The organism is Nitrospira sp. KM1 (genome assembly GCF_011405515.1).
Lineage (GTDB): Bacteria > Nitrospirota > Nitrospiria > Nitrospirales > Nitrospiraceae > Nitrospira_C.
Genome location: NZ_AP022671.1, coordinates 3,056,869 through 3,076,182 on the forward strand (window position 1 = coordinate 3,056,869; position 19,314 = coordinate 3,076,182).

Below are 19,314 nucleotides of genomic sequence, written 5' to 3' on the forward strand. Positions count from 1 at the left end.
CATGATAGCGTTTGAAGCGTATGCCGAAAAGCGTGCGCGAGCGATTGCGGATGCACGGAACGCCCATATCGGTCCTCTGACCCTGGACAAGCCTACCTCCAATCTATTCCGGCACCGTCCTTCAGACAGAGGACACCGTCTCGACCTGCGCGGGTTTAACCATGTGATTCGTGTCGACGAAGCAGCCAGGACGGCGGACGTCGAGGCATTGACGACCTATGATGATCTGGTGAGGGAAACACTGCGGTTCAATTTGATGCCGGCTGTCGTACCGCAGCTCAAGTCGATCACGATCGGAGGAGCGATCGCCGGCATCGGCATCGAGTCGACTTCGTTCAAATACGGTTTCGTGCACGAGACCGTGCGGGAGCTCGAGGTGCTGCTCCCCGGAGGAACGGTCGCGGTCGCCGACCGCGAAAACGAATATCGCGATCTCTTTTTCGGATTTCCCAATTCTTACGGAACGCTGGGATACGCGCTCCGCGTCGTCATTGAACTGGTGCCGGTGAAGCCGTTCGTGCGCCTCACGCACCGTCGGTATGCCGATCCGGCTCAGTATTTTGAAACCATGTCGCAGGTTTGCCGCGATGGCGCCGTGGATTTCGTGGACGGCACCATGTTCGACGGGAGGACCTTCTATCTGACCACCGGAGAGTTCGTTGATCAGGCGGAATGGCTCAGCGACTACACGTATCTGCAGATGTACTACCGGTCAATCACGGAACGGACCACCGACTACCTGACCGTGCATGACTACCTCTGGCGTTGGGACACCGATTGGTTCTGGTGTTCCAAACACTTCCTGCTGCACTATTCCCTGATGCGAAGGCTCTGGGGCAAGCAGAGACTGAACTCGACGGTGTACTGGAGCGTCTGGAAGCGTGCGCACGCCTCCCGCGTGGCACAACTGGCCTTGGGAGTGCTTCAAGGCCGGCAGGAAGCCGTCATCCAAGACGTCGAGATTCCGATTGAAGAGGCGGGGCGGTTTGCAACATTCTTCAATGAGGCGATCGGCATAAAACCGGTTTGGCTGTGTCCGGTCGCCGCCCGCGATCCCTCGGTCTCCTATACGCTGTACCCCATGGATTCACGCAGACTCTATGTGAATTTCGGTTTCTGGGACACGGTGAAGAGCGCGCATGGCGATGGGCACTACAATCGCATGATCGAAGCAACCGTCCGCGAATTAAAAGGCCACAAATCACTGTATTCCAATTCATTCTATTCAAGAGACGAGTTCGACCGGCTGTACAACGGTCTTCAGTATGGGATGCTCAAGGAGCGCTATGATCCTCGAGGACAGTTCAAGGGTTTGTATGAAAAATGTGTGCTCAAGCAATAGATCGTACGCTTAGTAGGCATCATCGCGTCCCTCTCGCGCATAAGATCCTCATCAGCCCGTTGCCTGCCGCTTGTCATTCCGCGGGCCCCTTGGCTATAATCCGTGACCATGAGCATCAGGAAAGCGGGAGGCGATTGGGAGCCGATGCTGCTTCCGATCGAACCTCGGCATTGCAAGGTCTGCAAGCAGGGACTGTATCGGGACAAGACGATTTTGCGTGGCGGGTGGTCCCGCTGCACAGTCTGTGATGAATTCGTTCACTATAGCTGTCTTGCAAGCGGAAAGGTCTCATTTCTGAAGGCCCGGCCGCGCGTCTGCAAGACATGCCGGGCGGCTCAAATCGCCGGTTCTAACCCAGGGATTTCAACGGACCATCCGGTCGCTGTCGGCTCGTGACCTCGAAATCCGTTACCCACCCTGCTCAGCACCACCCCGCCTGGCACCATCCGTTTGCGTTTGCCGTCCGCTATGTGCTGGCTCCGCTGATCCTGTCGTTCAGCGGCTTCTTCAGCGCAAATTTTTTCATCAGCGGACACTATACCTGGCCGAGAACGAGCCGCATGCTTGCCCTGACCTTAACACTGCTCGTACTGTCCTATGAGTTTGTGTACAAGGAGCAGCGGGCAAGATCAGGTTCACCCGAACAGGCTCGGGCTGCGGTCTTGTATGCCTGCATCATCCCGTACCTCGCCGGCGTGGCGCTGATGTTGGCGTTGTGGAAACTGTAGCGTCGCCATCTCGGCGGCATCCGCAGGGACGACCATCAGAGAGGTACAGGCGTCGTGGCGCAGGTCTTTCGTAGCGGTGCATTTCTTCAGCAATGCTGGTCGGTCCATCCTCTATGCCTTGCAGTCAAACGGATGGCCGAAGGCAACACGCTCATCCTGAGTTGCAGCTCCTGCCGGTTTGCTCACCACCTGGCTGTATCCAGCATTGCACTCCGTGCATCGGCCGTTCCGGATCAAGTGGATGATCCGGCGATTGACCGCCCCGTCTCGACCGATGGACCATCCCGTTTCGCAGAGTGTCTGCATGCCCATGCCCAAGAGCTTTCTCTTCGGTCGATGGACGTGTTCGAAGATCTGGCCATGATCCGTTGCGCTGAGTGCCGCCGACACTATGTCGTCGTGGTGGCATCGTTTGAAACGCATCAAAAATGAAATGACCGCCACGGCATGGCTCACCTGTCAATTCCGTAAATCACGCTCATGACCTCGTTATCCCCCGGGCATCCGGCCGGCCGAGAACGCTCGCTGTCGTTGAACGAGGAGGAGCTTGCGCTGGTGTCGGACGGGCAACTCTTCCGCAAAAAATCCAAGATCACCGAGAAGATCCGCGCGCAACTCGAAATGGTCAAGCAGATGCTCGACGACGAACTGAAGACGACTGGATTGTTGTATCCGGATCGCTTTGACCGCAATGCGGTACAGTTCGTCAAAGGAGAACATCTGGAAGATTGCCCGTATCAGTATCTCGATTATCCCAAGCACTTTCACGGTGTGGACAAGTTTACCTTCCGCACGCTCTTCTGGTGGGGGCACCACGTCGTCGTCGCGTGGATTCTGGAGGGACAGCGGATCAAGCAGTACAAGAAGAATCTTGTCGACCGATTCCATGCCGTGGCGGGCCGAGGCGTCGAACTGTCGACGGCGCCGACCTTATGGGAATGGAAACGGGGAGAAGGGTATACCGTGAGTGTTTCTCACGATCGAAAGGCGACCATCGCCGCGGTCATGGCCGAGCGGTCGTTCATCAAACTGATGAGGGTGGTGCCCCTGGACGATTTGCTGATTCGGGAAGGTCGTCTCGACGCAGTCGTACGCGAGGCGTTTTCGGCTATGCGGTCCGTCGTGACCGTCAAATCCTGAATTGTGCATGCCGACGTATTTCGGTAGACTAGCGCCCGGTCGCCCTATGATTATGGTTCAGTTGAACGCGGTGCGCTGACGCAGAAGGAGGTTATCGTGGACAATGAGTGGATGCGGTCGGTCGCGCGAGTGCTATGCATGGCAGGGGTGTTGGCAGTCGTTGGCTGCGGAGGATCCGGGCAGACTGTACACGTCGATGTGACCCCTAAGCAGGTTCCGGCGCAAATGGCAGAGCCGGAAGCCGTCAAGATCGTCATCGAGCCATTTGAAGACCGCCGCGTCGAAAAAAATCGCGTCGGGATGCGCTCTCATCTGTGGGGCGGTGTCACGTATTTCAATGTGACCGGCGAAAAGCCCGGAGAGATGTACGCCAAGGCCATGGCCGAGCGCCTGAGGACCCGAGGCTGGCATGATCGCTCATGGGACGCGCGGGTCGCGCCGGCGGGATCCGCCACCGATGCCGACATTGTCATTACGGGACAAATTCTGGACGTATCCGCCAACGCCAAGAGCCGGGTGTTTTCAACCGCGTTGACGACGAGCAGCAAATTGACGATTTCGGCCAGGAACAACACCGACCGGACGGTCACGAACCGGACTATCGAAGGGGCGCAGAGTGACACGGTCTTCTGGTTCAGCGAGGAAGATGTCAAGAAATTACTCACTGCGACCGTTAAAGACACCCTCGACCGATATCTGGAGGACACCAAAATTTCTCAACGGGCTGTCAGGCCAAGCCGGTGATCGCGTGAAGGCGGGAGGAGGACAGTCGTGCGCGAGCGTCGCTGGGAAACCATTGCGCCACTGACGTTCGGGCAGATTCTTGCCGTCGGAGAAAGATTGGCCGCCCTGGGATTGAAGCCGGCGGCTCCGGCCAACGACGTCATCTGCTACGTCGAAGAATGGACGGTCGAGTCACCGGAAGATTTCGACGAGCTTGACGCTTGGGCCACCGAAGATGTCACGCTCATCCATATACGGGAAGGATGGCGTGGCGATTTTTTCCTCCTGTCCGGTTCCTACCACACCGTCTACCAGCGCCATCAAGACGTTGGAACATACTGTTCGATCAGCCACCCGTGGCGCATACGGGAACCCCTGAGGTGTCACGAGAGCCGGAGCATGCTTTGGCTGGGATTTCGCCATGCCCATTCGTTTGTGCGGGTACGCCTTCAAACGACCGAGGTGATCAGCCCGGGCGAAACCCGAGGTGACGCGCAGCGGGGCCGCTGGCTGGACGAGCGGCGAGCCGCATTCCTCGAAGCGATCACGACGTTGGAATTGCCCGTCGAGACGGCCATTGACCATTCTCAGGTGACCCTCCGTCCCTCGGATCCTGCCGTGCCGTTCTTCTGTTCCTGGCCCGATGCGTTTGGTCCATGCCAATTCGAGTACAACTCGTCCGATGCGTTCGAATTTCTGGTTCCCGCCAGCCGGCTGGCAGCCACCTTTGCCCCTGAGCCGGCCGGCGTCAGGGCATATCTGACCGGGTTCAACGAAACGGCACTCAATGAGTTCGCCGCCTTCGAGCCGACGCCCCGCCTGGCCTACCGATGCTCAGTCCATTGCCCGCTTGATGACTTGCCGGAGATCCGGTCGATAATCGAAACGGAGGGACGGCTCTACGCCACATTATGTGAATTCCAAACTCAGGAGTTAGTGCCGGACGGCGAGGACGCCTCTGCCATCGTGGGTATCATGGGTACTGAAGCAGGATTCCATCTGGAAGTGCGTCTCAACCGCGCGCCACTGCCTGAAGAGCATATGGAACATTGGCTGGAACGACTACTTGGGCACGAGGTGAGCTATGCGCCGCTGCCGGCCTTTGTCTGACAGAGGGCCATGGGGTACTTCCGCTTCCATTATGGCCCGCCTAGACTCGGCACGACGCTCTTCGTCATGATTATGGACCCGTCAACTTTTCCCTCTCTATTTGACAATTCGGCAGGATCTTGAAACCTTAAGCCGGATGTCCCCGAGTTCCGCACTGAGATCCTTCCTTGCCAAACCGTTCATGCCCGCCGTGTTTTTCCTGTCGGGAGTGATCTACGACACGGTGACACTGACCAGAATCGACCGCCTGCAGGACAATCTTCTGCTACTGGTCTACATCCTGCTGCTGGGAATCATGGTCGTGCTGACCGGACGGCTGGGCATCGAACCACCGCCGGACCGTGATCAACTCGCTGCGTTGACACCATTTTCCCGTTGGGTCTTGCGAACCCGTCCCTACTATCCCATGGCGAGTCAATTTCTGATGGGAGGCCTGTTCAGCGCCTATGCAATTTTTTATTCGCGTAGTGCCACATTGACCGGGACTGCGGTGTTCCTGGGGTTACTCGTCGGCCTGCTGGTTGCCAATGAGTTTTTGCGTGACCGCCTCTCGAACCTTCGACTTCTGATCAGCCTGTACGCGCTCGTGTGCTTTGCGTTCTTCACCTTTTTCCTCCCCGTCATCACCGGCTCTATGAACAGTCTCGTCTTCCTCTCGGGTGCGGTTCTCAGCGCAGTGGTGACCTCGCGCGTGGTTCATCTGGTCTACCGCGATAACCCGGATCGATCACGCCGGGAAGCAATCGGCGTCATCGCGCCGGCATTCGCCCTTATCGGTCTTCTTATCGGATTCTACTTCATGAATTGGATTCCTCCCGTTCCTTTGTCTCTGAAGTTCGGGGGGATCTACCATGAGGTGAAAAAGACAGATGGGTCGTTTGAATTGTCGTATGAGAGGAAATGGTTCGAAGTCTGGAAGCGATCGGACACGACATTCCCCGCCCACGAGCCGATCTATTGTTTCACGGCGGTATTCGCTCCGGTGGCGCTCAATACGACCGTCTATCATCATTGGTACTACCGGGAGAAGGCCGGGAGGGCGTTCACGCACGCGGACCGGATCCCGGTGAAGATTTCAGGGGGTCGCGAGGGCGGCTATCGAGCCTACACGTTCAAGCAGCAGTTGGATCCCGGCGACTGGCGCGTGGACGTGGAATCGGAAGACGGGAGAATCATCGGACGGGTTGCGGTGAAGGTGGTCGATCAGCCGGGTGGGTCTCCTCTCCTGACAACTCTCTTGTATTAGGTCGTTGCCGGTTGCGGAGGGGCGGTGCAGGGCATAGAGTTCAACCATGAACCGGCGATCACTCACCTCCTGTCCGTCAAGCCCCAATTGCGTATCGACACAGGCGCAAGACGAGGGGCATGCCATTCGTCCGTTGAATTTCCAACGGTCTCCGGCCGAAGCGATGGAGGTGCTCAAATCGGCGATTGGAACGTTGCCCCGGACACGCCTCGTAGAACAGGACGGTCTGTACTTGCACTACGAATTTACAAGCCTGCTCCTGCGATTCGTGGACGATGTGGAATTCCTTTTCGACTCCGAGACGAAAACCGTTCACTTTCGATCCGCATCGCGCGTCGGGTACGGCGATTTCGGCGTCAACCGGCGCCGCATGGAGGACATTCGGCGGCTGGTAGCGGGAAAGATGTGATGCTGTCCGACGTCGGGATCGTATGCTCGCAATTGCTTTGCGAGTACCGGCGTATTTGTTAGGGTGCTCCTGAGAGAGGGATGCGTGGGATTCAAACGTAAACATTCACGGATGGATGTCGGACGGAGCGGCCAACTGCAGAGGGGCTCGCTCTCGGCCTCCTGTACCGTTCTCGACGTCAGCGAGTCGGGGATGAGAATTGAAAGCAGGATGTTCGTCAAGACGGGAGACAGCCTCCAGTTGACCATAGATCTCGGTCGGGGGCAGGCACTGTCCTGTACGATTCAGCCTGCGCATGTCAGGTCCCCGCGCTTTGGCGCAAAAATCACGGCGATTACCGTGGAAAATCAGGAACGACTGACTCAGATCCTGGATGAACGCATCCAACGGCAATTCTCCTCACGCTAGCCCAACGAACGACGTGCGACCGCTCTGTGTGTGGTGAATAGTGTCAAATGCACCTAGATCTACTCCGATTCGCCGCTCCAGGCGGATCCCTCTTTGGGATTTATTGACAGCGTCGAACCTCCTACTCTAGGCTTTTTCCCCTGCGCATATCATCGGAGGCATCTTCATGAACCGTTCGATGCTTTCACTTCCCATGATCCTCCCCGGGGTCTGGGCGAACAAGCAAACTTCTTCCTTGCAGCCTGTGTATGGCTGTTGATCGCCGCGTGCAGTAACGGGGGCAACGATTCGGCTCCGCAATCGGGAATCCCTGCACCGGCGCCAGGGATGGGATCAGCGAGTTCCGTTGTGTGCATGGCGGATCAAGAAATCGACGGGATCAACGAATTATATCTGGCCGGGTCTAACGTAAAACTCAATCCACCACTGCAGCCTGGGAATTCTATCTTGGATTTCCAAATGCTACCGGATGGCTCCGGCGTGGTGTACCACGAGTTAGTCTCTACCATCGACCGCAGGGAGACATCGATCTATGGGAAATCTCTTTCGTGCGGTTTGCAGCTCCAGGCGCCGGCATCAAGCTCAACCCTCCAGTAACGTTTGACAACGAAGTCGTCGAGTATCAAGTGACGTCCGATAGTCGCGCCGTGGTGTACGCCTTTGCCAATCGACATCTCTACTGGAAGAAGTTTTTGCGGAGGACGTTTGATCAGCCGGGTGAGGGAATAGACCTGAACCTGCCCCTCGAAGCCGATCAATATCTGGTGGGGTATAAACTGATGCCCGATGCGTCCGGCGTGGTAATGCTGATTGGAAACGGAAATCATAGCAAACTCTATCTCAAAACGATTTACACATCCGTCAGACAATATTCTGTTGACGCCGGCGTGCACGGCATCGATTTCAGACTTTGCGGTTGTATCCGGCGGAACCCGCGTGGTCTATGCGAATGAGGGTCTGTTCATAATGGGTTGTACTATGTGGATGTTTCCGCCCCGCAGGTTGCCTTCATTTTAAATGAGCCGTTGGCACCGAATGACAGGATTAAACCGTTTGCAATTGTCCCGGATGACAGCGGTGTGGTGTATGTCAGAAATCCTTATGCCTCCTCCGTTGACGAAGTCTGTCTGGTTACATTTGCCGCGTCCGGGTCCTGTGCGAGGCTCGATGATCCGGCAGATCCAGGTCTGGTTGTCAGGGATATCGTGGCGGTGACCCCGGACAGCACGAGCATCGTGTACCTGTGGTGGTCCCAATCCAAGCGAACGACCGAGTTGTATCGGGCGCTGTTTGCAATCCCGGGAACAAGGCCGAAACTCAATAGTCCGCTGGGAACTGGTCAGCAGGTGAGGGAATTGGCTCTGACTCCCGATGGCTCGAGCGTCGTCTACATGAGCTCTGAACAGGTCAATTTGCAGGGAGGGTTCTTTGACTACTATTTGACCAACACGGAATTGCGCAGAGCGGCGTTTCCCGCTCCTGGATCCAGCACGCTGCTGTTCAAGGCCGTGAATCCGAGCACCGAGGTCAACGAGTATACGATCATGGCCAACGGCACGGCGTTGGTGTATCGCTCCTGCAAGGCGTTTAACGACGCCAACGTCTATGGAGAGCAACCCGTGCTATATCGATTGAACGTTGCGATGCCTGGAACGGTGAATAAAAATCAGTGGAACCGCAGTTCCAATGGGAGGCGTCCGTGGGTTTCAAATGCTAGAAGGAGTCTCAAGCGGAGGTCCATTGTGATTCATCCCTGCGAATTGCGCCGACCAGCCGATCAAGCCCGCATGGCAAAACCGGCTCCCCGCAATGGCCAAAGATTGAACAGGTACGTGGCATGCGTTCTGTATTGGCAATCACGCCGCTCACTTCGAACGTGCCCGCGGGCTTCGCCACTGGCGAGAAGCCCGTTCTTTATGAATCAGTGGGCCGGAGATCCCGGTTTCGGACCCAGTCGAGTGGTGTGCTGAAAGATGCACTTGGGGCAGGTGTAATGGACGAACTGTCCGCTGGCGACCAGCCGTTTCTTCATCGGAACCTTGCACCAGGTGCAAAAGCGGTCCGGAGGTTCGGCGGCTGGGGTGGTACCTGAGGAATGGGTTTGAGCGACTGTCATGTGCTGCATTGTCCCCGACCGTGGAGAAAGTTGTCAACTGATTGACTCCGGGCCTCCGCGAGCGAAAAAATATCCGCTTCTCGTAGCATCCGAAAAAAATCATGGTATAGTGCAGGAAATTTCCCGCGCGTTGGTTTCCTCACCCACATACAGAAAGGCGGACAGCCCTATGAGCGTTCCCGTTGGTTCCGATGAGACGATTTTGCCGTCCCATGCCCCGGCGGTTTCCTCACCTGTGCAAGCGCACGACATGGTCGGTGAGGGAAAAGCATGGGGACTCTGTACCGCCGTTGATTTGCAAGATTGCAATCCGGAGTTGATCCGGAATGCGGACCACATCCGCCGCTATGTCGTCGAGCTCTGCGAACTCATCGACATGAAGCGTTTCGGCGAGTGTCAGGTCGTCAATTTCGGCTCAGGACGGGTCGCCGGGTATTCAATGGTGCAGCTGATCTCGACTTCGTTGATCAGCGGCCACTTCGCCAACGACACCAACAACGCGTATCTCGACATTTTCAGCTGCAAGGGCTATGACCCTGCCATTGTCGAGGCGTTCTCCAAACAATTTTTCGGGGCGCAACGCAGTACGGCCACCGTCACGCTTCGGTATTAGGTCATTCCCGGGAGCCGCAGGGCTCGCGGCTCCCGGACCGGACGGCCGCCCTCCCTTCTTCATGAAAGCCACCAACGTGAAAGAATTCTTTCGATCCCTCCCGGCCAAATTGGATGTCGAGGCTGCCGAGGAGGTCGAAGCGATCTATCAGTTCGATCTGAGCGGCGCGCAAGGTGGTCAGTACATCGTCACGATACGGCAGGGAACCTGTGAGGTGACCGAGGGCCTGCATGAGGATCCGCACGTCACCTTGTCGATGGCGGGAGAGGATTGCATGAAGGTGTTGAACGGTCAACTCAGCGGTCCGGCTGCCGCGATGTCGGGACGGCTCAGAGTCAGCGGCGATCTCGGCCTTGCAATGCAGCTGAAGTCGTTGTTCCCGGGTGTCGCCTGAGCTCCCGACCGGTCAACCCGGGACGGGGAATTCGGCCTGAAGAGCGCTCTCCCGGGGCTCTTCTCCAGGGAGAGGCCGGGGGAATCGCTCTTCTAAGATCATGTAGACGGTCGGAACCAGAAACAGCGTGAGAAGCGTCGAGACGCTCAACCCTCCGACGACGGCCCTTGCCAGTGGCGCGTTCGTCTCGCCTCCCGTTCCCCAGCCGATGGCCATCGGAAGCAGGCCGAAGACGGTGGCCAGCGATGTCATGAGGATGGGACGAAGCCTCGTCCGCCCGGCTGTCACCACGGCCTCATGGAGTGCAAGGTCTTTTCGCCGCAGGACGTTGGTATAGTCCACCAACAAGACCCCGTTTGAGACGACGATTCCGAGCATCATGATGATTCCCATCATCGAGGTAGTCGAAAGGGTAGTGTCCGTCAGAAACAGGGCGAGAATGACACCGGGAAATCCCATGGGAACCGAAAACATGATGATGAATGGATCGACCAGGGATTTGAATTGCGCAGCCATGACCATATAGACAAGCATGAGCGCCAGGATGGTCGCAAACAGAAGACCCTGAAAGGTTTCACGCTGTTGTTGAATCTGGCCGGCCAATTGGACGTTGAAGCCCGTCGGCAGTTGCAATTGGGCAAAGCCCGCCTCCAGATCATCGGCGATCGCGCCGAGATCACGGTTCACCGGGTTGGCGGTGATGTGAACGACCCGCTGAAAGTATTTCCGGTCGATCTTCACCGGCCCGGCGTTTAATTTCAACGACGCGACGTTTTTTAACAGCACCGGTTCGCCGTTTCTCGCCGTCAGCAGAATGTTCTCGATGTCCGTCAGATCCTTCCGGTGTTCCTCGGCGAGCCATGCGCTGATGTAATATTCGTTCCCGTTTTGCGGGTCTGTGAAGATAATCGGATCGGTCTGCCCGTTTCCGTTCAAGGAAAACAGCACGGCATTGGCCACGTCGGTTTCACTGATGCCCAACAGGGCGGCCTTCTCCCGGTCTACCACCACGTTGATCTCCGGGTAATTTTCCTCCCGGCTGACCTCGATGTCGGCTAAGCCTTCGATCCGGTGCATTAATCCTTCGACCTCCCGGATGACTTGCCGGGCATTTTCAAAATCATAACCGTAAATCTCGACGTCCACGGCCTTCTGCGAGCCGAAGCTCGTCACGCGCTTGACGAGCCCCCCGGGATCGAAAAACATCGCGACACCAGGAAACAGCTTGAGGACTTTGGGACGGACGTCGTTCATGATTTCCACCTGGCTGCGTGTCCGCTTGTCCGGAGCCGTCAGATAGACGGAGATGACCGACGTATGGGGACCGGTGTTCGGGTTGAACAGGGAAGAGCGGCCCTGAGCCAGCACGCCGGTACTGGAGACGATCGTCTCCAGCTCATGCGGCGGGATCTGCTCGCGCATGATCCGTTCGACTGCGGCGACCTGCTGTTCGGTTTTTTCCACCCGCTGTCCCACCGGAGCGCGGAGAACGATGCGGAACTGGCTTTCATCCGATACCGGAAGAAACTCCGTCCCGATTTTCGGAATCAAGGCCAAGGATGCCCCGAAGATGAATATGATGCCAATGATGAATACCCGCCGATGCACGAGGACCCACCTGAGCGAATTTTCATATCCGCGGTCGAGAGACTCGTACCGGTCGCGGCTCCACATCATCAGACCGACAAACCACTGGGGCATGGACCGATGGGCGTCGTCCTCGGGTTTGAGGAACTTAAAGCATAGTGCCGGAGTGACCGTGCGAGATACGAAAAAGGAAGTGAACAGCGAAATGGCGATCGTCAGGGTGAGCGGGATGAGCAGCAGCCTGGCGATGCCGACGACGAAAAAGATCGGAAGGAAGACGACGACCGTCGTCACCGTGGAGGCCAGGATTGGCATGGCGACCTCGCGAGCCGCATCGAGAATCGCCTCCCAACGACGTGAATTCGTGTTGAGATGGCGCTGAATATTCTCCAGTTCAACGATCGAGTCGTCCACCAGGCGGCCGATGCCCAAGGCCAGCCCGCCCAAAGTGAATACATTCAAGGTCTGCCCGGTAAAGTACAGCACGATGAACGTCACCATGATCGACAGTGGAATGGCGACCGAAATGATCAGGGTGCTGGTGAGGTTACGCAGGAACACGAGAATGACCGCTGCCGCCAGGAGCGAGCCGTGCAACGCCTGCTCGATCAGATTCTGAATGGATTGGCGAATGTACACGGATTGGTCGAACGAGATGCCCAGGGCGACTCCAGGCGGAATGCCAATCATCTTGGGAAGGGCTTCCTTGAGTGCATCCACCACCCCGACCGTATTGGCGATGGGCTGTTTGTTCACCCGCAAGTAGACGGCGCGTTTGCCATCGGTCCTGACGATGTTGGTCTGGATATCGGATGAGTCCGTGACAGACCCGAGATCCCGCACACGCACGGGATTGCCCTGCTGGTTGACTTTGACGATGACGTCCTGAATCGGCTCGACCGTGCGGAACTGATTGTTGGTAAAGACGTTATAGTCAAGGTTCCCGGCCTTGATGTCTCCCGACGGCAGAATCAAGTTGGCTGCTTTCACGGACTTGACCACGTCCAGAATCGAAAGTCCCCTGGCGTTGAGCAGCGCGGGGTCCAGGTTGATGTTGATTTGTCGGATCTTCCCGCCCTCGACCGTCGCGGCGGCGACGTTGGCGATCTGTTCTATTTGAGGGGCGATCGTATTATAGGCCAGATCGTAGAGCGCCCGTTCGTCCAGCGACTCACTGGCCACCGTGACAAACGCCACGGGGATGTTTGAGACGTCAAACTTGACGATAAAGGGTTGGAGGATTCCAGGCGGAAGACTATTGAGGATCTGCGTGATCCGCTGCATGACCTCCATCTGGCCCACGTTGATGTCCGCGCCCCAATTGAACCAGACCTGGACGCCACCGATCCCCTGTTTGGAAAATGATTCCACGTGTTCGACGTTGGAAGCTGAACTGACGGCCTTCTCGATCGGATAAACCACGCTTTGTTCGATATCGAGGGGGGGAGCGCCTTTATAAATGACGCCCACAAAGGCCACAGGGACCTGGATGTTCGGGAAGAGATCGACCGGCAGGCGGTTGAGCGAGGATGCTCCGAGCACGATCATGGCCAGCGACAACATGAGAATACCGATCCGATTTCTCAATGCCAGCAGCGTGAGCCACATGAAATGCCGTTATCCTTTGGATGAGAGCGAGAGGGATGGCTCCTGAGGAGACGGGTTGGTGTGGGGAAGCGATTCGATGGGCTGCGCGTGCACCGGTGTGCCGTCATGAACGAGGTCTTTTCCTGAGACGATGACCGTCTCCGATCCGGTCAGTCCTTTGGTGACCTCGACGCGATTCTCGTCGCGAACCCCTATTTCCACCGGGACCCGTTCGGCTTTTCCTTCCCGGACGATGTAGACGTACTGCGCATCTTCCAGCCGGCTGACGGCGTCGATCGGAATCTGAAGCGCATCGGCGTGTTTCCCGACGAGCACTTCGACACGCGCGAACATGCCTCCTTTTAACAGCTGTTCTGCATTCGGCAGGTCCACCTCGACGGTCATGGTGCGAGTCGCACGGTTCAACGCTTGGACAATCCGCGTCACGGTGCCTTCGAACACGCGGTGCGGATACGCCTCCGCGCGGACCTCTGCCTTCTGCCCGGTCCGGACGAGCGGCACGTCCTTTTCGACGACTTCGATCAATGTGCGGACGATTTCGACATCGTGAAGGTTCAGAATGCCCCGCGAAGTCGTCGAAGTGCTGGTGGCAGCGCCCGTCACATAGGCACCGAGGTCGAGGTTGCGCTCGGCGATATATCCGGCAAATGGAGCGCGAATGTACGAATACGCCAGATTGGTTTCCGCCTGCGCGAGGGCCACTTCCATCTGCTTCACCTGCGCGCGCAGGGATTCCAATGCGGCGACGGCTCCGTCGAAATTGACGAGCGCGGTATCCAGGTCCTGCTGGGAGACAAACTGCTCTTTGATCAGGGCCTGCATGCGATCGAGGGTCAGTTTGGCGTTGCGGACTGAGGCATCCTGCTGGGTGACTTTCGCACGCGCCGCGGCGAGATTGGCCTTGGCCTGGTTCACGGCATGCCGATAATCCGTATGGTCGATTTCGATCAGGAGTTGGTTGGCTTTGACGAAATCTCCCTTATCGACGTAGAGCTTGGCGATATAGCCGTCAACCCGGGAGAAGATATTTACAACCTGATTCGGCGTGATGTCCGCGGTATAGGCAAGCCTGATATCCAGATCACGTTTCAACGGGGTGACTGTTCCTACGGAGATGAGCCGTGTTTTCTTGGAGTCGACCTTGGCCCCGCTGCTGAGTCGAAAGACGACGAGCGCGGTGACCGCAAAAAAGATGATCACCCCCAGCGTGACGATAGGATGTCGTCTGACGGACCGCATCACGTCCGCCTCCGGCCGGGGCGACGAAGGCCGGCCAGGAAAATATCCACGATCGTGGTCACCGTTTCCTCGTGCGAGCGGTGCATGGGCACGCCGAAGATTTCGTGCAAGAGACGATGATGAACGACCATACCGACAAACGCCCGCGCGGCGAGGAGGGGATCCACCGTCCGGAACGCACGTTCACCGATCCGCGTGTCGATGTAGGCGGCCAGCCGTTCGTAAAACACCCGATGATGTTTGCCGAAAAACATGTCTGAAAGCTCGTCCCCTTCGAGCGCACTGAACAGCAGCAGCCGCAAGAAGGTGGAATCCGTATGCGGACGAATCCGGAAGGCGGCGATGAGCGTGAAGACCCGGCGGTCATCCCTTTTCTTGGCGGATTCCTCCACCGCCTCAAGCAACTCGTTGATCGTGACTTTTTCAGCTAAAATGGCCGCGTACAACGCCCGTTTTGTCGGGAAGTATTTGAAGACCAGTGCCTCGCTTACTCCCGCTGACTTCGCGATTTCCTTCGTGGTCGTCCCATTAAAGCCCTTCGCAGCAAAGAGCGATGCTGCGGCCGCAATGAGACCGGCCTGACGTTCTTGACTTGATGGACGTCGTCGCGAGTTCGATGGCGTCATGGGGACATGGTGAGTGAGTAGTTACTCACCGGGAGACTACCATGCCGTGCGTGGGCATGACAAATAAACGACCGGGAATCTACACATGCATTCTGAAGTCTAAAGAACGGCGGCCTGTATCGTAGGAAGAAAGAGGAAAGTCGTGAGGGTTTCCCACGGCAGGAAGGTTTCGGCGACTGCCACTTGTGAAACGGAACGGAGTGCTAGGCCGATGCCTTCGGGTTCAAAGACAAAAAATAGTGGAGTCTATTCCTTTCGCGGAGATTCATTTTAGTGATCTCGACTCCAAAACGATGACCTGACGTCCATGTCACGCGGGACTCCATAATCAACAGAGGATCCTGGCCATCGGGCAGATACAGAAACAGAGTCACCTCCGTCCCGCGGCGTACCGGCACGGTGCCGTGAACTCCCAAGCCATGATGCGAGAGGTCCGTGGCCGTGCCGTCACCCATCAGGACGTCCCGGCATCCCGCTTCTGCAGAGTACATGAGTCTACAATCGGCATGTGCGCGGGTGTGTTGTCGCCGGTTACGGAAGCGTGGGACATCTCGGCTGACGCGGACGGCCGAGCCTCGGGCGGTTTTCATAGCGGTCCTCCTTACAGGCAGCAATTTAGTACCCTGTGTGCCGGGCGCGGGTCGCGCAATTCCAAACATGAAAGCGCAATTGATTCTGGGCTTCGAGGTCCCACGAGATCATCTCGACGCCGAACTGACGCCCGGAAACCCATGCCACCTTGGTCTGGGCGATGCAGACGGGCTCATCGGCGCCCGGCAAGTCGATATAGAGCGAAAGGTTCATGTTCGGATTGACCAGGCGATTTCCACGTATTCCGATCCCCCGGTCCGACATATCGGTAACCAGTCCATCACCGATCAGCATGTCTCCCGCCGCCATGCCTGAATACATGAGGGCGACCTCGGTTGGTACACGCTCCGTCAGCCTCCGGTTCGGGCGGATTTCCGACTTCGCCGTCTTGTCACATTGATGAGATTTCATGCCGTGCCTCCTGTAAGTTCTACGGGATCTCTCTCCAACGGCCTAGCCCATCGATGCAATTCGAAAGGCGGTTCGATGTTCGCTTGACGTTGACAATGTCGCATGTTTCCAGACGACTTCTTGCACGCGCTTGCGTTCGTCAGCATTCAACGTTGGAAACCTGGCGGCGAACTTGAGGCCTGAAACCCAGGAAATGGTGGTTCCGGTGAGGCAAACAGGGGGTTTACCGTCTTCTAGATACAGGAACAGGGTTACGGTGCTTCCGGCGAGAGGAGGAGTGGTGCCGACGACCTTACAGCCGGTCTTGGAAAGATTGATGAGCAATCCATCCGCCGTCACGCACCGAGAACCGGTTTCGCTGACATAGAGGACGCGGAGGTGGGTGGGTACCCGTTCGGCATACCGTCTGTCTAACTGCGCATGCGTCCTTACCGCCGCCATCTCCTTCACGCGCGATTTCATATCTGCCACCATCCTTTCTTTGCAGGGTCTATTTTGCCCGACACCTTGAAGGTAGCGGGTTTCCCGGTTTCCGGCATTCCTAGAGAGAGGGGGCAGGATACCCTGCAGAAGAGGGGGAGGTGCGACACAGCCCGTGAATAAGGCTGTGAAACGTCTGCTGTTCCTTGGAATGGCCCTTGGAATATCAGGTCGAAACGCCGGTTCAAGACCGCAATTGGCCCGTTACCGGTGAGAACCGGTTTACAAATGTGTGGGGGGCCGCGAAAGCGAGAGCGGCTAGGGAGCCGTCAGCAGGCTGCCTTCAAGAATTGTCGAGCGCAGGGTTTGGCTTTCAAAAAAGATGATTCCTTGGTCATTGCGAGTTTCATAGCGCAGAGTCACTTCCGTCTCGAATCCCTGCCAAGCATGGAATCTGGCCGGGCCAATGGCGATTTGTCCAGGTGTCCGATCAAGCGGTCCATATCGCGACTGCAGAAATTCCAGCATTTGATCATGCGCAACTTTCCCGTGATATCTGACAATGACCCGAGCGAACTTATCGTCCACGGTGACAAATCGCATGGATTCGACATTCACTGAGCCGAGGGTCAGGGGTACGGATTTCAGTTCGAATGTTTTTTGCCGCCCTCCCGTATCAACCTCTCTGAATGTCTCAGACTCCGATAGCGCGGCTCCCCAGGGAATGCCTTCGAATCCATTTGGATCGTCCTTCATTTGCACGGCAAAGGCGAGCGGACTCACGATCAAGATGGTCAAGAGTCTCACAAAAAAGATGAGATAAAACATGCGTAGGAGTAAAGAGCTGAACCGCATTGCAACTAGTCGGCCGTGTCTGCGATAAAGTCATTAAACCGGGGAACCAGCGTACGACTGTCCAGAAAGATAAACCCGCGTTCGGTACCGGCCTGGTAGGTAAGATTGATCTCGGAATCGGTTCCTCGCCAATTATATTGCTGATTGAGTCCCCGAATCATCTGTCCCGGCAGACGCTCGATCGGACCGAATTGCTGCTCCAGATAATGTAAAACTCGCGTATGCGTATTGTCTCCATGATAGCGAATCGTCACGCGGGCGAATTGATCGTCCATGGAGGAAAAGAGGATACTATCGACGGGAATATCAGCGAGGGCAGGGGTCACATTCTTGAGGCGATACTCGGTCACGTGCTCTCCCCTCCGAGCGATTTCGAAATCGGGTTGTGACTGCAAACCCGTTCCCCAGGCGATGCCATGAAATCCTCTTGGGTCGTTCAGCATCTGCCCGGCTTCGACCGGTGCAAACCATGACGCGCAGAGCGCGAGCACAATGGCTCTTTCCCATCTACATTTTCGCCATCGAGCAGTGGCGGTCATTCTGGCACGCTAACACGCAATCCATCGAGGCGCAACCGGCCCTTTTTCTTGAGAATGCGTCTGGGCATGGCTTATAATGCGCGCGCCTTTTCTGTTCGCAATCCAAGGGGGCTATTGGGCAGGATCATGATCGACAGCGGCGCATTTGTTCAGGCCATGCAGGACATGGGCGTCAATTTCTTTACGGGCGTTCCCGACTCGATCCTCGGCGGAATCATCGCGGAGTTGATGGATCGGCGCATGTACACGCCGGCGGTTCGTGAGGATGAAGCAGTCGCGATGGCTGCTGGAGCCTATATGGCTGGAAAGATCCCCGCCGTGCTCATGCAAAACTCCGGACTGGGAACGTCACTCAATACCTTGATTTCGTTAAATATCATCTACCGTCAGCCCTGCGTCCTGATCGTCTCTTGGCGGGGACAGGGCGGGAAGGATGCACCTGAACATCTGGTCATGGGAGAGGTCATGCCTCAATTCCTCGACACGATGAAAATTCCTCACCGCACATTGACGGAAAAAGCGGCCGTTGAAGATTTCAAATGGGTGGCGGAAACCTTCATGAAACAACGCATCCCGGTAGCGCTGTTTATTACCAAAGGCGTGGTGAGAGGATTACACCCATGAGACCCGAACAAGGGACATTGATTAGCAGGGCGCAGGCCATCGGCGCGTTGCTTGAGTTGTTGACGGATCAACCGGTCATCATCTGTAATGGGTTTCCGTCTCGCGAAACCCATAAAATTGCCGACCGGCCGACGCATTTTTATATGATCGGATCCATGGGAAACGCTCCCGCCATTGCACTCGGAGTGGCTTTGGCGAAACCCGGGAAACAGGTCATCACCTTCGACGGAGACGGGAACGTGCTGATGGGAATGGGGACGTTGGCGACCGTCGGGGCGTTGAAACCGAAGAACTTCATTCACGTGGTCTTCGATAATGAAGTGTATGGGACGACGGGGAATCAGCCGACCATTTCGAACGTCGTACCGTTGGAAAAGGTGGCGAAAGCGGCCGGGTATGTCAACGTCGAGCGGGTTCTGGACCGAGAAGACCTCGTGTACGAATTCAAAGACATGCTTAAGAAGGATGGCCCTAGTATGCTGTTGATCAAGGTGAATGAATTTGCGGAGGATGCCGGTCGCGTGCTTCATGAGCCGGCAGATATGACCAAGCGTTTCATGGGCGCCATTGCCTAACGGTAGACCG

General features: G+C 56.8%; 23 protein-coding genes and 1 pseudogene. 16 read left to right on the top strand and 8 right to left on the bottom strand.

Annotated features, from left to right (window positions below; genetic code table 11):
- The first annotated feature begins 1 nt into the window (after position 1).
- The 14 genes and pseudogenes from W02_RS14345 (at position 2) to W02_RS14410 (ending at position 10,229) form a co-directional block, all read left to right on the top strand.
- Positions 2 to 1,342 (top strand): FAD-binding protein, encoded by a 1,341-nt coding sequence (locus tag W02_RS14345; protein ID WP_173051495.1) that lies wholly within the window; start codon positions 2 to 4, stop codon positions 1,340 to 1,342.
- Positions 1,343 to 1,450: 108 nt separating this feature from the next.
- A complete protein-coding gene (locus W02_RS14350; protein WP_173048861.1) occupies positions 1,451 to 1,738 on the top strand; it encodes a hypothetical protein in 288 nt (95 codons plus the stop codon).
- Entirely contained in the window at positions 1,735 to 2,070 is a 336-nt protein-coding gene (locus W02_RS14355) for a hypothetical protein (protein WP_173048863.1), read from the top strand. Before W02_RS14350 ends, W02_RS14355 begins: the two co-directional genes overlap by 4 nt.
- A 54-nt stretch (positions 2,071 to 2,124) precedes the next feature.
- A complete protein-coding gene (locus W02_RS14360) occupies positions 2,125 to 2,502 on the top strand; it encodes a hypothetical protein (protein WP_173048865.1) in 378 nt (125 codons plus the stop codon).
- A gap of 48 nt (positions 2,503 to 2,550) precedes the next feature.
- A complete protein-coding gene (locus W02_RS14365) occupies positions 2,551 to 3,210 on the top strand; it encodes a hypothetical protein (RefSeq protein ID WP_173048867.1) in 660 nt (219 codons plus the stop codon).
- Between the two features lie 96 nt (positions 3,211 to 3,306).
- The gene (locus W02_RS14370; protein WP_173048869.1) at positions 3,307 to 3,954 is read left to right on the top strand and encodes a hypothetical protein; all 648 of its coding nucleotides are present in this window, start codon (positions 3,307 to 3,309) and stop codon (positions 3,952 to 3,954) included.
- Positions 3,955 to 3,981: 27 nt separating this feature from the next.
- Positions 3,982 to 5,043 carry a hypothetical protein gene (locus W02_RS14375; protein ID WP_173048871.1) on the top strand — a complete coding sequence of 354 codons (1,062 nt, stop codon included), beginning with the start codon at positions 3,982 to 3,984 and terminating at the stop codon, positions 5,041 to 5,043.
- A 181-nt stretch (positions 5,044 to 5,224) separates the two neighbouring features.
- The gene (locus W02_RS14380) at positions 5,225 to 6,289 is read left to right on the top strand and encodes a DUF2914 domain-containing protein (protein ID WP_173048873.1); all 1,065 of its coding nucleotides are present in this window, start codon (positions 5,225 to 5,227) and stop codon (positions 6,287 to 6,289) included.
- 46 nt (positions 6,290 to 6,335) lie between these two features.
- On the top strand, positions 6,336 to 6,698 hold the full coding sequence (locus W02_RS14385) for a DUF1499 domain-containing protein (protein WP_173048875.1): 363 nt from the start codon (positions 6,336 to 6,338) through the stop codon (positions 6,696 to 6,698).
- Between the two features lie 84 nt (positions 6,699 to 6,782).
- On the top strand, positions 6,783 to 7,106 hold the full coding sequence (locus W02_RS14390) for a PilZ domain-containing protein (protein WP_173048877.1): 324 nt from the start codon (positions 6,783 to 6,785) through the stop codon (positions 7,104 to 7,106).
- A 548-nt stretch (positions 7,107 to 7,654) separates the two neighbouring features.
- Positions 7,655 to 8,059 (top strand): hypothetical protein, encoded by a 405-nt coding sequence (locus W02_RS14395; protein ID WP_173048878.1) that lies wholly within the window; start codon positions 7,655 to 7,657, stop codon positions 8,057 to 8,059.
- A gap of 72 nt (positions 8,060 to 8,131) precedes the next feature.
- The gene (locus W02_RS14400) at positions 8,132 to 9,076 is read left to right on the top strand and encodes a hypothetical protein (RefSeq protein ID WP_173048879.1); all 945 of its coding nucleotides are present in this window, start codon (positions 8,132 to 8,134) and stop codon (positions 9,074 to 9,076) included.
- Between the two features lie 414 nt (positions 9,077 to 9,490).
- Positions 9,491 to 9,835 (top strand): annotated as a pseudogene (speD, locus tag W02_RS14405) (S-adenosylmethionine decarboxylase); the annotation flags it as partial.
- A 61-nt stretch (positions 9,836 to 9,896) separates the two neighbouring features.
- Entirely contained in the window at positions 9,897 to 10,229 is a 333-nt protein-coding gene (locus tag W02_RS14410) for an SCP2 sterol-binding domain-containing protein (protein ID WP_173048881.1), read from the top strand.
- A gap of 12 nt (positions 10,230 to 10,241) precedes the next feature.
- Here W02_RS14410 and W02_RS14415 read toward each other — a convergent pair whose 3' ends face one another.
- The 8 genes from W02_RS14415 to W02_RS14450 form a co-directional block, all read right to left on the bottom strand.
- Positions 10,242 to 13,424, bottom strand: a complete 3,183-nt coding sequence (locus tag W02_RS14415) for an efflux RND transporter permease subunit (protein ID WP_173048882.1) — start codon at positions 13,422 to 13,424, stop codon at positions 10,242 to 10,244.
- A gap of 9 nt (positions 13,425 to 13,433) precedes the next feature.
- Positions 13,434 to 14,663: an efflux RND transporter periplasmic adaptor subunit gene (locus tag W02_RS14420; protein ID WP_232068735.1), complete on the bottom strand. Its 1,230-nt coding sequence runs from the start codon at positions 14,661 to 14,663 to the stop codon at positions 13,434 to 13,436.
- On the bottom strand, positions 14,663 to 15,289 hold the full coding sequence (locus W02_RS14425) for a TetR/AcrR family transcriptional regulator (RefSeq protein ID WP_173048884.1): 627 nt from the start codon (positions 15,287 to 15,289) through the stop codon (positions 14,663 to 14,665). The genes W02_RS14420 and W02_RS14425 overlap by 1 nt, the downstream gene beginning before the upstream one ends.
- Positions 15,290 to 15,492: 203 nt before the next feature.
- Positions 15,493 to 15,879: a PilZ domain-containing protein gene (locus W02_RS14430; RefSeq protein ID WP_173048885.1), complete on the bottom strand. Its 387-nt coding sequence runs from the start codon at positions 15,877 to 15,879 to the stop codon at positions 15,493 to 15,495.
- A gap of 25 nt (positions 15,880 to 15,904) precedes the next feature.
- On the bottom strand, positions 15,905 to 16,291 hold the full coding sequence (locus W02_RS14435; protein ID WP_173048886.1) for a PilZ domain-containing protein: 387 nt from the start codon (positions 16,289 to 16,291) through the stop codon (positions 15,905 to 15,907).
- A 42-nt stretch (positions 16,292 to 16,333) separates the two neighbouring features.
- Entirely contained in the window at positions 16,334 to 16,753 is a 420-nt protein-coding gene (locus W02_RS14440) for a PilZ domain-containing protein (RefSeq protein WP_173048887.1), read from the bottom strand.
- 276 nt (positions 16,754 to 17,029) lie between these two features.
- Entirely contained in the window at positions 17,030 to 17,509 is a 480-nt protein-coding gene (locus W02_RS14445; RefSeq protein ID WP_173048888.1) for a hypothetical protein, read from the bottom strand.
- A 62-nt stretch (positions 17,510 to 17,571) separates the two neighbouring features.
- A complete protein-coding gene (locus tag W02_RS14450; protein ID WP_173048889.1) occupies positions 17,572 to 18,057 on the bottom strand; it encodes a hypothetical protein in 486 nt (161 codons plus the stop codon).
- A 114-nt stretch (positions 18,058 to 18,171) separates the two neighbouring features.
- Between W02_RS14450 and W02_RS14455 the strand changes: the two genes are divergently transcribed.
- Together W02_RS14455 and W02_RS14460 are read left to right on the top strand one after the other, a co-directional pair.
- A complete protein-coding gene (locus W02_RS14455) occupies positions 18,172 to 18,729 on the top strand; it encodes a thiamine pyrophosphate-binding protein (protein ID WP_173048890.1) in 558 nt (185 codons plus the stop codon).
- Positions 18,726 to 19,304 carry a thiamine pyrophosphate-dependent enzyme gene (locus W02_RS14460; RefSeq protein ID WP_173048891.1) on the top strand — a complete coding sequence of 193 codons (579 nt, stop codon included), beginning with the start codon at positions 18,726 to 18,728 and terminating at the stop codon, positions 19,302 to 19,304. The genes W02_RS14455 and W02_RS14460 overlap by 4 nt, the downstream gene beginning before the upstream one ends.
- Positions 19,305 to 19,314: the final 10 nt, after the last annotated feature.